7 protein-coding genes and 3 pseudogenes are annotated in these 13495 nt (G+C 38.5%); 7 read left to right on the forward strand and 3 right to left on the reverse strand.

Annotated elements, in window-relative coordinates; all coding sequences use genetic code 11:
• Window positions 1–257: pseudogene (locus tag M44_RS05020) on the forward strand (transposase); the annotation flags it as partial.
• A 128-nt stretch (window positions 258–385) separates the two neighbouring features.
• On the opposite strand, the gene M44_RS20460 reads toward M44_RS05020, so the two are convergent.
• Window positions 386–1024 (reverse strand): alpha/beta hydrolase, encoded by a 639-nt coding sequence (locus M44_RS20460; RefSeq protein ID WP_010171471.1) that lies wholly within the window; start codon window positions 1022–1024, stop codon window positions 386–388.
• A 271-nt stretch (window positions 1025–1295) separates the two neighbouring features.
• Here M44_RS20460 and M44_RS20465 point away from each other — a divergent pair, with 271 nt between their 5' ends.
• The 6 genes and pseudogenes from M44_RS20465 to M44_RS05055 all read left to right on the forward strand — a co-directional run bounded on the left by M44_RS20465 (window position 1296) and on the right by M44_RS05055 (window position 12591).
• A complete protein-coding gene (locus M44_RS20465) occupies window positions 1296–2411 on the forward strand; it encodes a phosphatidylglycerol lysyltransferase domain-containing protein (protein WP_010171474.1) in 1116 nt (371 codons plus the stop codon).
• Between the two features lie 285 nt (window positions 2412–2696).
• Window positions 2697–4214 (forward strand): annotated as a pseudogene (gene mqo / locus M44_RS20470) (malate dehydrogenase (quinone)).
• Window positions 4215–4348: 134 nt separating this feature from the next.
• Window positions 4349–4882, forward strand: coding sequence for a GNAT family N-acetyltransferase (locus M44_RS05040; RefSeq protein ID WP_010171476.1), 534 nt, complete (start codon window positions 4349–4351; stop codon window positions 4880–4882).
• Between the two features lie 72 nt (window positions 4883–4954).
• Complete coding sequence (gene addB / locus M44_RS05045) at window positions 4955–8431, forward strand: helicase-exonuclease AddAB subunit AddB (RefSeq protein ID WP_010171478.1); 3477 nt, start codon at window positions 4955–4957, stop codon at window positions 8429–8431.
• Window positions 8424–12168, forward strand: a pseudogene (gene addA, locus M44_RS20475) (helicase-exonuclease AddAB subunit AddA). Before addB ends, addA begins: the two are co-directional and overlap by 8 nt.
• 108 nt (window positions 12169–12276) lie before the next feature.
• Window positions 12277–12591: an HNH endonuclease gene (locus tag M44_RS05055; protein ID WP_010171479.1), complete on the forward strand. Its 315-nt coding sequence runs from the start codon at window positions 12277–12279 to the stop codon at window positions 12589–12591.
• Between the two features lie 226 nt (window positions 12592–12817).
• On the opposite strand, the gene M44_RS05060 is transcribed toward M44_RS05055, so the two are convergent.
• Both M44_RS05060 and M44_RS05065 read right to left on the reverse strand, forming a co-directional pair.
• Window positions 12818–13036: a spore germination protein gene (locus M44_RS05060; RefSeq protein WP_010171481.1), complete on the reverse strand. Its 219-nt coding sequence runs from the start codon at window positions 13034–13036 to the stop codon at window positions 12818–12820.
• A 60-nt stretch (window positions 13037–13096) separates the two neighbouring features.
• Window positions 13097–13492: a spore germination protein GerPE gene (locus M44_RS05065; protein WP_010171483.1), complete on the reverse strand. Its 396-nt coding sequence runs from the start codon at window positions 13490–13492 to the stop codon at window positions 13097–13099.
• Window positions 13493–13495 lie beyond the last annotated feature (3 nt).

Here is a 13495-nt window from a genome sequence, read left to right on the forward strand (position 1 = left end):
TGTGAAAGTGGTAACCCGTCATGTATGTGGAAGAACATAAAGAGAAGGTAAGGATAAATAGGTTATCAAATCCTGGAAAGAAGCTATATAAATTTAGAAAAGAAAAAGTGGAGCGAAGCTTCGCAGACTCAAAAGAGCTGCATGGGCTTCGCTATTGTAGGTTTAGGGGAATTAAAAACGCAAGTGAGCAGGTTCTTCTAACTGCAGCTTGCCAGAATATAAAAAAGATTGCGACCCACCTAGCGAAGCTCGGATAAATGGGAAGCAATCTTTTTTTATACTTATCCAAACATATCGAGGCGAAAACACCTTTGAATATCTATGAAAAAATTAACTTTCTCGACGAGCTGAGGACGAATTTAATTCGKCCTTTTTGTTCTTTTTCTTATAATACATCCTGGAATAATGTGTGARTCAAAGAAGGTACCCTTTCTTTCCAAGCGGATTCATGATGAATTCCTTCATCATAAATAGAGAACTGTAGAGGAACGTCTTTTCCATCGATAAGTAGATGCATACGTTTTGATACATCTACATATGTTTTAGCATCAATCGTCGCAGTCTCCTCGTCTGTACCAACATCCATATAAAATGAGTGAATACCTTTCAAATCAACCTGCTCCACTAACTCAAAAATGTCGTCCTCATTAAACCAATAGGCAGAAGACAAAGCCCCAATTCGTGAAAATATAGTTGGATACATACACGCTATATACGTAGCGAGTAACCCTCCCATTGAACTGCCTGCAAATCCCGTTATTTCAGGGTTTGTTCGATATCGAGAATCAATCAATGGTTTAACTGTCATGATTAAGTCATCGGCAAAAGCAGGAGCATCTCCACCTAAAACGCCGTTTTCTCCAAATAATGTGTATTTAATTTGATGATCTATCCAAGGACCATATTCATTAAACCGTTCAAATCGGTCTGTAGGTGAGTGGATTCCAACGACGATAAGTTCAAGTCCCGTCTCTTCTAAGTAATTTTTTACTTCCCCATGAAACCCCGAAGTTAGCTTCTTCATCTACAAATAAATTTTGGCCATCTGGCATATAAAGAACGGGATATGTTTTAGAAGATGTATCATAAGAAGTAGGAAGAAACACGCTCMCCTTTTCTAGTTTTTTTGTARAGAGGGGCWTGTTAACTAAAAAATTGKTCTAGCMTTWCGATCMCTCCTTTATCTCTACTATTATACCAGAACTAGGGATAGTCTTGATTGCGCTTTCAGTATATTAAAAAACAGGATTTTGTGCTATTCTAATAATTGCAATCTAACGATGAGGAGGAAAACATTGAACAGCATTGCCATTATTTTCATTTTATTCGTTGTCTTAGTTGAACTTCCTTCATTAAAACGTAGGTCCATTGAGAGGAATGACATATGTTATCAAGAGACGACACGTTTTCTTCAGCAATATGGAGGAAATCATGTGTCTCATCTGCTTTTTACGATGGATAAATTGGTCTATTGGACCAAGGATCGACAAGCTATGATCTTATACCAGAAAGTCGGCAAGACATTCATAGTGTTGGGTGATCCTATTGGGAGAGAAGAGTATCTTTCCGGCGCTATTAAAGAATTCATTGACTTCTCAATAGAAAAGAAACAAAAAATAGCTATCTATCAAGCATCGGCTAACTATATTGATCTATATCGTCAACATGATTTTAATACGGTCAAAATAGGGGAAGAAGCAGTTGTACCATTACCTGATTTTAGTTTGAGTGGAAAGAAAATGCAAAATCTAAGGTCAAGTCGTAGTAAATTTGAACGACTCGGCTACTCATTTTCCTTTGTATCTCCACCATTTGATGAAGCATTCATCCAAAACCTTAAAGAAGTGTCCGACTCCTGGTTAAATGGTCGTAAGGAAAAAGGTTTTTCTGTTGGGTATTTTTGTGAAAGAGCACTAACAAATTTTCATATAGCCGTGTTAAAAGATGAACAAGGATCAGTTGTTGCGTTTGCCACGCTTTCTTATTACCGCCAAGAAAAGAAAACATATGCTACTATTGACTTAATGAGATATAAGAACAGTTGTCCAAACGGGACGATGGATATGCTATTCTTGTCTATTTTAGATTGGTGCAAAGTCAGAGGGTTCGAAACATGTAGTTTAGGAATGGCTCCATTGTCCAATACAGTTAACGAAATGGACGCAGCATCTCGTGGTGTTCAAAAGCTTGTATCATTTGCCTATCATTATGGTCATCGCTTTTATAATTTTAAAGGTCTGTATAACTATAAAAATAAATATTTTCCTAATTGGGAACCAAGATATGTTGTTTTTCAGAAGAGCTTACTTCTTGTCTATATTCAGCTAATTTATTTAATACACCGTAATTATTTCTCTATTAATCTGCAGAGATTGAAGATTAGAGGTTTAAGAAGAAACATAGTGAACTAAAATAGGATGTGAACACATCCTATTTTTGTATACAAATATCTAGATTGAAATTTTTTGGAAGAAGCATGGGGACGGTGAAAATATAGTGATAAAATTAAACGATTACTTTCCTTATCCCTTTTGTAGAAAGGATAAATAGTTTATAATTATCAGAAAATAGTAGCTATTCTTGGGTCATAATCATTATAATAGTATAGAAAGACAGATGGAGTTTTACGAGTCAGGGGATTAACATTTAAGAGAGTAGCAGCTCTCTTTACGAATATAGGGGAAAGGAAGATTTTGATGAGTAGCGGACAAGAAAAAACAGATGTGATTTTAATTGGTGCAGGGGTAATGAGTGCAACACTAGGAACTTTATTAAAGGAGCTTGTACCCGAATGGGAGATTAAAGTGTTTGAAAAGTTAGGGAGTCCTGGTGAAGAAAGTTCAAATGAGTGGAACAATGCAGGTACAGGTCATGCTGCCCTATGTGAATTAAATTATACACCTGAAAATCCAGATGGATCAGTTGACATTTCAAAAGCAATAGGAGTAAACGAACAATTCCAACTCTCTAGACAGTTTTGGACTTTTTTGGTGAATAAAGGAATCATTAAAGATCCGAGTGAATTTATTATGCCATTACCACATATGAGTATGGTTCAAGGGGAAGAAAATATCGCTTTTTAAAAAGACGCGTGGAAGCGCTAACAAAAAATCCATTGTTCTATGGTATGGAATTTAGTGACCATCCTGAGACGTTAAAAGACTGGATCCCGCTCATTATGGAAGGTCGTACATCTAATGAGCCCATCGCTGCAACAAAGATTGACTCAGGGACAGACGTCAATTTCGGTGCCTTAACTAGAATGTTGTTCGAGCACCTACAAGATAGAGATGTTCAGGTTCATTACAATCATTGTGTGAAGGGGATGAAGCGAACAGCGGATGGATCATGGGAAGTAAAGGTAGAAGACCTAGGCGGAAAAAATATAGAATATCATACGGCTAAGTTCGTGTTTATTGGTGGTGGAGGAGGAAGCTTACCATTACTACAAAAGACAAGAATACAAGAATCTAAACAAATTGGCGGGTTCCCAGTAAGTGGTCTATTCTTAGTTTGTAAAAACCAAGATGTGATAGATAAGCATCAGGCGAAAGTATACGGGAAAGCAAAAGTAGGTGCTCCTCCTATGTCAGTCCCTCATTTGGATACAAGGTATATTGATCATCAAAAAACGTTACTATTTGGTCCATTTGCAGGCTTTTCACCGAAGTTTCTAAAAACGGGTTCGTACTTTGATTTAATCGGTTCAGTGAAACCGAATAATATTTTTACGATGCTGGCGGCTGGTATAAAGAACATCCCGCTTACAAAGTATTTAATCCAGCAAGTACTTCTTTCTAAAGAAAAGCGAATGGAAGAACTTCGTGAATTTATTCCAAACGCAGCTAGCGAAGATTGGGATATTGTCGTTGCTGGTCAGCGAGTACAGGTGATAAAAGACACAGAATCTGGAGGTAAGGGAACGTTGCAATTTGGTACCGAGGTAGTAAGTGCTGAAGATGGATCAGTTGCAGCTTTACTTGGTGCATCTCCGGGTGCCTCAACGGCTGTTCACGTCATGCTAGAAGTTCTAAAGCAATGCTTCCCTAGTCAGATGAAAGAATGGGAAGGAAAAATAAAAAGAAATGATTCCTTCTTATGGAATATTACTATCGAATCACCCTGAATTTTTTGAACGGATACATGAACAAACGGCTGAATCACTAGGACTCATGATCAAGCAACAGGAAGTAAGTCGTGTAATGGAATCATAAAGTATGAATCAAACAAAGCCTTTCATCTAGTATAGGATGTGGGCTTTATTTGCTTAGAAAAAACGTTCTTTTATTTTTGTGATGCAAAGGAAATTCCTTGTCAAAAATGGAATAGTAAAAGGGAGGGATAGGAAATGCACATTTTAGAAAATCAACGTATCTATTTAGGATTATTTGAAGAGGACGACTTTCATAAAATGAAAGATTGGTATCGTTATAATCAAACCTATCCTAGGTTATTAAGCGCAGAGCCATACCGTCCGAAAACAGTGGAACAACTAAAAAAATGGATGACGGAAACATCTGAAAAAGATTATCGATTTTCAATAAGATTAAAATCTACCGATGATCTAATTGGATACATGGAGTTAGATGATATCCTTTGGTCTAACCGAGTTGGATGGATTTCCTTAGGAATTGGTGAACTGGAGCACCGAGGGAAAGGATATGGGAAAGAAGCGATGGACACGATCCTAAGGTATGCCTTCCATGAGCTTAACCTTCATCGCATACAGCTGACCGTGTTCTCTTATAATGAACCCGCAATCCATTTGTATGAGAAGGTGGGTTTTCAAAAGGAAGGCACATACCGACAGTTTTTAGAACGTGATGGAAACCGTCACGATATGTTACTATATGGATTATTGAAAGAAGAATGGAGAGGATAGCCTCTCTATTTTTTATGGAAGATTTGGAAAAGTGGTATATACATACGATCGCACAAGAAAGGAGTGTTACTTATGTCACTAAGATTGATTACAGGTAGAGCCGGTTCTGGCAAGACCGCAACAATAATAAAAGAAATAAAGGAGAAGTTGAAAGAAAACCCTATGGGTAGACCCATCATTTATCTTGTTCCTGAACAAATGACCTTCTTATCTGAGTATGCGCTTGTACAAGATGAAGAAATTAAAGGGATTATCCGTGCTCAAGTGTATAGCTTTACTAGACTTGCATGGAGAGTGTTACAAGATACGGGTGGAATGAATCGGTATCATTTATCAAGTGTTGGGTTAAATATGCTCATCAGAAAAATTATCACAGATCATAAGGACGAGTTTACACTGTTTAAAAAAGCAAGTGATAAGCCAGGATTTGTGAAACAAGTAGAGGACATGCTTATTGAATTTAAACGGTATCTAGTTGAACCAGAGACCATAATGGGGGAGACTGAATCACGCGTCCTTTCTGACAAACTACATGATTTAGAAATAATATTTCGAGAATTTGAGCTGGCTACAAAGGAAAAGTACATTGATTCTGAAGATTATTTGACCCTTCTATCTTCCTCTATTGAACGTTCAAGTTATTTAAAGGATGCAGACATTTACATAGATGGATTTCATAGCTTTACACCACAAGAGTATGCAGTGATACAAGCATTAATGGAGAGAACAAAACGAGTGACAATCGCCTTCACAATCGACAGATCTACTCAGCTTCCGTACGGGGAAACGAAGCAACTGTTTCGTATGACAGAAGAGAGCATAAGTAAAATAGAGTCAATTGCGTATAGTAGTCAAATTCAACAAGACCCAATGATTGTGTTAGACACCCAGGCTCGTTTTAAAAGTCAAACAATTGCTCACCTTGAGAGGCATTGGGAAACAAGGCCTTCTGTTCCTAGTAATGAATCATCCTATGTGACAATTGTTGAGGCAGCCAATCCTAGGGCAGAAATTGAAGGGATTGCGAGAGAAATACGCAGGTTAGCAAGAGAAGAAGGGTATCGTTATCGCGATATTGCTCTATTTTTACGGAATAGTGCAGATTATGGTGATATTATTGAAACTATTTTTTATGATTACGATATTCCTTTTTTTATGGACCAAAAAAGGACGATGTTAAATCATCCATTAATCGAGTTAGTCCGTTCTACGCTTGAAACCATTCATTCTCACTGGCGTTATGAGGCTGTCTTCCGCGCAGTTAAAACGGATTTGTTATTCCCATTAGATCAATCTCCAAAAAAGCTTCGTGAAAAGATGGATCGTCTTGAAAACTATGTGCTCGCATACGGGATTAAGGGAAGTTCTTGGACCAATAAAGATCGATGGAGATACAGACGATTTAGAGGATTAGAGTTAACGGATAGCCCCCAAACAGACGAGGAGAGAGAGAAGGAGCACGAGATTAATGAGTTAAGACTCTTCATATCAGCACCGATTTTACGACTTGGTCGCAGGATGAAACGTGGAAATACGGTTAGAGATTATTGTATCTCTTTGTATCAATTCCTTGAAGAGTTAGACATTCCACAGAAGCTAGAGAGGTTTGCTCAATCGGCAAATGACCGAGGAGATGTCATTGCAGCAAGAGAACATGATCAGGCTTGGAATGCTGTAGTAGATTTGCTTGATCAGTATGTGGAGATATTAGGAGATTCTAAGATATCAGTCAAAAGGTTTTCGGATATTCTGGATGCAGGAATTGAGACGATGAAATTTTCGCTTGTGCCTCCTTCTAATGACCAGGTTATCGTAGCTGACTTAGAGCTTTCTAGGCTAGCCAATATTCGAGCGGGATTTGTCATTGGAGTGAATGATGGTGTTCTTCCATCAAAGTTTCAAGACGAAGGAATACTGTCTGCTGAAGATCGGACAAGCTTCGCTAATAGGGGTGTACAACTAGCCCCAACCAGCACAGTAAAATTAGAAGACGAGGAATTTGTTGCGTATAAGGCCTTTACTACTCCGTCTGAAAGGCTCTATATATCATACGCTCTAGCAAACGATGAAGGAAAAGCGTTAATGTCCTCTCCATACATAAAGAGGATAAATGAATTGCTTCCCAATATTCGTACTCAATTGGTTGTACAAGAACCGTCTGAATTACATGTTAAATTTCAAAAATCGTATGCTAGTCATCCTACTGTCTCAATTTCGTACGTCACGACTCAGTTGCAGCTAGGGCTAAGGGGGTACCAAGTAGCACCAGTTTGGTGGGACGTTTATAACTATTATATGAAATCAAGTCACTATCAAGAGAAAGTACATCGTATCTTAACTAGTTTGTTCTACCAAAACCGCACAAAAAAATTATCTGAAGAGACTAGCAAAGAATTGTATGGAGAAAGCATTTTAGGTTCCGTATCTCGTATGGAGCTATTTAATAGCTGTCCGTTCTCTCACTTTGCCTCTCACGGTTTGAAGCTAAGAGAACGAGAAATGTATCGACTAGAAGCACCAGATATCGGGGAGTTATTTCATGGGGCGTTAAAATGGATCTCTGATATGATGAATGATCAAAACCGTTCGTGGAAGGATTTAAATAAAGCGGATTGTAGAAAGCTTGCTCAGCATGCAGTAGAAGTTCTGGCCCCTCGATTGCAAAAACAAATACTCTTAAGTAGTAATCGACATCATTATATTAAGAGGAAACTAGAGTTGATTTTAGAAAGAGCTTCCCTTGTTTTAAGTGAACAAGCGAAGGTAAGCGGATTTACTCCAGTAGGGTTAGAGCTTGGATTTGGCCCAAATGGAGAGCTTCCGCCGTTTGCTTTTACGCTTAAAAATGGAATTAAGATGGAGCTTCAAGGACGAATTGATCGAGTGGATAAAGGTGTGAAGGATGAGCAAACATTCCTTCGAATCATCGATTATAAATCAAGCCAAAAGGATTTGGATTTAACCGAGGTATATTACGGTATATCACTTCAAATGCTAACGTATTTAGACATCGTCTTAACACACTCTGAAAAGCTGGTGCAATCTAAAGGGTACCCTGGGGGTGTACTTTATTTCCATATTCACGATCCCCTTGTTAAAAGTAAGAAATTATTAACAGTAGATCAAATAGAAGAAGAAATTTTTAAAAGCTTTCGTATGAAAGGGTTGCTCCTTGGGGACCAAAATCTACTACAGCTAATGGACGAAACATTAGAGCCAGGTGGGAAATCTCGAATTGTTTCAGCAGAACTTAAAAAAGATGGAAGCTTGTCTTCTCGCTCTAAAGTAGCATCGGAGCAAGATTTTAATGTGATGAGAAACTATATACGAAAACAATATGAACATGTAGGAAACAAGATTGTGACGGGTGTAGTGGATATTGAGCCTTACAAGCTAAAGAAAAAAGTGCCATGTCAATTCTGTTCCTACCGATCAGTCTGCCAATTTGATCAATCGTTAGAAGAGTCAGATTACCGTGTATTTACTCCATATAAACAGGATGAAGCACTTGATCTAATGAGAGAGGAGGGAAAGGGAGAAGATGAATAATATCCCGATAAAGCCAAAAGATGCGAAATGGACAAACGATCAGTGGAAGGCCATCTGGGCGAAAGACCGTGATATATTAGTGGCTGCAGCTGCAGGTTCTGGTAAGACAGCTGTCCTGGTCGAACGAATTATTCAAAAGGTTGTTGAGAAAGAACATCCAATCAACGTAGATGAGCTATTAGTTGTAACGTTTACGAATGCAGCTGCAGCGGAAATGAGACATCGTATAGGTGAAGCTCTTGAAAAAGAAATGAAGAATACACCAAATAGTCATCATCTTCGTAAGCAGTTGACCCTATTAAATAAGGCAAGTATATCTACACTCCATTCTTTTTGTTTAGAAGTGATCCGAAAATATTACTATTCCATTAATATAGATCCAGGCTTTCGTATTGCAGACGATACAGAACGCGCGCTATTAATGGATGAAGTGCTTGATGATTTATTTGAAGAAGAATATGGCCGTGAGAATAATGATCACTTTTATCAAGTTGTGGACACATTTAGCAATGACCGTAGTGATGAGGAATTGCAGAATATGGTTCGAGTGCTTTATGAGTTTTCACGCTCTCACCCCAATCCAAATAGCTGGTTAGATGAATTGGTGAGCACGTATGACGTCCATGAAGATACCACATCAATCGATGAGCTACCATTTATGCAGCAAATAAAAGAAGACATTATGTTGCAGCTAGAAGGTGCCCTTAATTTACTTGAACAAGGCATGAAGTTGACAAAGATACCGGGTGGCCCCGCCCCTTACGCATCTAATTTTGAAGATGATCGAGTGTTAATTGAAAGTCTATTAAGAGCATCGGAAGGGAGTTTCTCTGAGAGTTACCCTTATTTTCAAGAGTTGAAATATACTCGACTTAAGCCGTGTAAAGGGGATGAATACGACGACAGGCTTATGAAAGATGCGAAAAAAATCCGAGATCAAGTGAAAAAACAGGTAGGAAAGATACAAGATGAATTTTTCACACGCCGTCCAGAGAGCTATGTGAAAGATCTGAGGGAAATGAAGCCGCATATCTCTGTCCTCATTGAGTTAGTAAAGAAGTTTCATGTGGCTTTTCAAGTTGTAAAAGAAGAAAAGAGTTTAGTGGATTTCTCTGATTTAGAGCATTACACATTAGAAATTTTAACGAACCCTTACTCCAGTGAAGGACAGGCTGAACCGTCAGAAGCTGCACTATTTTATAAAGAAAAATTCAAGGAAGTACTAGTGGATGAGTACCAGGATACGAATATGGTGCAGGAGACGATTATTGGGCTTATTACGGGTGAACAAGAAGAAACAGGTAACTTATTTATGGTTGGGGACGTGAAGCAGAGTATCTATCGTTTTAGGTTAGCAGAGCCAAACTTATTTTTAGGAAAATACAACCGCTTTACAACAGATCAAAGTGAAAGTGGACTACGTATTGACTTGTCTCAAAACTTCCGAAGTCGGAAAGAGGTACTAGAAGGAACGAACTATTTGTTTAAGCAGATTATGGGTGTAAGAGTCGGAGAAATTGAGTATGATGAACAGGCTGAGTTAAAGGTAGGAGCCGCTTATCCTGTGGAGGAAGACTATCCCGTAGAGCTTGCTCTCATTGATTTAGCTGATCAAGATACGAATGATGAGCTAAGTGAGTTAGATGAAGAAGCCGTGTTGGATAGAGAGGATTTAGAAAAGTCTCAGCTTGAAGCCAGATACATGGCACAAAAGGTACGAAAACTCATTGATGACAAAACTCCCATATATGATGCGAAGACGGGAACTCATCGTTCAATTGAGTTTCGTGATATTGTCATTTTACTGAGATCCATGCCGTGGGCACCAGAAATTATGGAAGAGTTTAAAAAATACAACATCCCAATATACGCCAACATTTCAAAAGGTTATTTTGATGCAACGGAAGTTAGTATAATGATCTCTCTTTTAAAAATGATAGATAATCCTTATCAAGATATACCGCTAGCCTCTGTGTTACGGTCCCCTATAGTAGGACTGGATGAAGAAGAAATGGCGATTGTTCGACTTAGTTCTAGGGGGGCAAGCTTTTATGATGCCGTTCAAGCATTCATAAGAAAAGAATCAGAACAATACCCAAGAGCGTACAATCAACTAAAACGATTTATGGAAAAATATGAGCATTGGCGAGTACTTGCTCGTCAAAACTCACTAGCGAGTTTAATTTGGCAGCTGTACCGAGATACGGATTTTTATGATTTCGTTGGAGGTCTTCCGGGAGGAAAGCAACGTCAAGCCAATTTAAGAGCTCTTCACGACAGAGCAAGACAATACGAGGAAACAAGCTTTAGGGGACTATTCCGTTTCCTTCGTTTTGTAGAAAGGATGCGTGAAAGGGGAGCCGATTTAGGGGCGGCAAGAGCGCTTAGCGAGCAAGAAGATGTCGTAAGACTCATGACCATTCATTCAAGTAAAGGGCTAGAGTTTCCAGTCGTGTTCATTGCGGGACTTTCGAAGCAGTTCAACTTAATGGACATGAATAAAAGCTACTTATTAGATAAAGAACTTGGATTCGCTACAAAATATATTCATTCTGAAAAAAGAATAACGTATCCGAGTATCATTCAACTAGCATTTAAACGAAAGAAACGACTAGAAACCATTGCAGAAGAGATGAGAGTACTTTACGTTGCCTTAACCCGTGCCAAAGAAAAGCTGTATTTAGTAGGTACGGTTAAAGATTTACAAAAATCTATTGAAGCATGGAAGATGCTTACAAGCCATAGTGATTGGTTATTACCGGACTATACAAGAGCGAATGCTGTAAGTTATTTAGATTGGGTAGGTCCTTCCCTTGTTCGACACAACGAGTGTCATGCATTTCATGATGGTCAACTTGAATTGTTATCGGAAGATATCATCCATCATCCATCATGTTGGAAAATTGAACTCTATTCAAAGGATGAATTTGAACTCATACAACATCAAGAAAAAGAGCATGAAAACTGGATAGAACATGTGAAAAATGGGACGCCTGTGAATGAAGAGGTATCTTCTGAAGTGGTGGAAAGGATGAACTGGTCGTATGTGTATAAATCAGCAACCAGCGTGAAATCGAAGCAAAGCGTTTCAGAAATAAAGCGGATATTTGAAGTGCAGCATGCAGAATCTGCGGGTAACGACTTTATAAAAAAACTTACAAAAGCCGATTATGAAGCGACCATTATTTTTACAAAAACAATCCTTAACGCCAGCAGAAGTTGGAACGGCTATGCATACCGTCATGCAGCACGTCTCACTTGAAAAAGAGCCTTCCTATGCAGAGATAAGTGAATTAGTGCAGCGATTAGAAAGTCAAGAAATCTTAACAAATGAACAGGCGGATGCAATTAGTGTAGAAGATATTGTAGCATTTTTTACCACACCGGTCGGGAAACGACTCCTTCATGCAGAAGTAGTTCATAGAGAAATCCCATTTAGCTTAAGGGTAAATCAATCAGAACTCGGTGTTGAAAGTGAAGAAGATGAAGGAATCCTGGTGCAAGGAATTATTGATTTAGTATTTAAGGATGAGAATGGCTGGGTGTTGGTGGACTATAAGACAGATAATATCTCGGAACGATTCCAAGGAGATTTTAATAAAGCCCTGCCCATATTAGAAAAACGGTACAAAATTCAAGTGGAGTTGTATAAAAAAGCACTTGAAGAAATTTGGAAACACACCATAGATGAGAATTATTTATTTTTCTTTGATGGTGGGTGCACCATTAGTTTTTGAGTGGAGACTGTCTTGCTAAATAGGGCAAGGCAGTTTTTTTATTTCACTGCTCACTTCCTCACTACTGATCGTTTTCGGGTACACTATAGTGAAAGGAGAGTGAGAAATATGGGGAAGAAAAATAAAATGAAGGGCGCATGTATGCTTTGTTTAAGAGATGAAGTAGAATTGACAGAACATCATTTAACACCGAAAGAAATGGGTGGAACTCATCTGCCGACATCAATGCTTTGTATCCCGTGTCACAAACATCTTCATGCGCTGTATACAAACGCAGAGCTTGCCGTCCGATTAAATACCATTGAGAAATTAAAGGAAGATCCACAAATACGCAAATGGCTACACTATATAAAGAAGCAGCCAGCGACTAAGGTGATCCGCTCGAGTAAAAGTAATGATAAAAGGAGGAAGGGAAAGAACTGAGGGGAATGGTTGTATAGGCAGAATAAAGTTATTTGGTGTTCGAGGACAAGACTATATAACAGTTGAAAGATGGTACGAGTTTCTTTTGAGCAAGGGGGCACAACTTAAAAATATAAAGTAACAAAACAATGATTGTTTACCCTCCTACCCATCTTGCTTCCCTATCGACCTGTAAACAAAGAAAAAACCCCCGATAAGCCTATAGTCACTTCGGAAGTCTCTCCTTCTAATTATTCCCTACAACTGGCATATCAATGCCATTCGCATCGAATGTGTTCGTAATACTAAATACATTGTTGACGATGATAAATGGACCGGTGTTTCCTCCTCCAGATCCTGAAAAAGATTTAGAAGCGGATTTTGGATTCATAAACACGGTATCTCCAAATTGAACAGTACCACCGCCGACATTTTGGATTTGAACGGGTCCGACAATAGCTGGCATGGTACACACCCTTTTAGTCAATGTCTATATAGCACTATATGTCTAGCTTACATTAAACGTTCATTGTTCCTTTTGTTCGTTCCCATTATCCTTTTCTAGTTGACGTATATTCTTAATTCGTGCTTCCATCCTAACGTTACTTGTATTCCCAATATGAACAATTGAAGAAGCAGAAACCCCTATTATATCTACTGTATGAACCCTGATTGAAGGTGAAAAGTTTATTTTCCTTGTTTGAATTTGTGGGGGTCTTGTTAGAAAAGGGATAGGTTCATAAAAGATACGATACTGTAGTAAATCCTCACCCTCATTTCCGAAAAAGGTATCCGATTCACGCTGGACGGCAAATACTAAATTTCGTGCACTAATAAATCGTGAATCACCGATTTGTAATTCCGAACTGAAGGCTAATGTCCGTAGCTTTACATGGTTTACGACACTATTACGCTTCATCATCGG

Origin of the sequence: Bacillus coahuilensis m4-4, assembly GCF_000171615.1 — a bacterium.
GTDB classification, from domain to species: Bacteria; Bacillota; Bacilli; order Bacillales; family Bacillaceae_K; genus Bacillus_T; species Bacillus_T coahuilensis.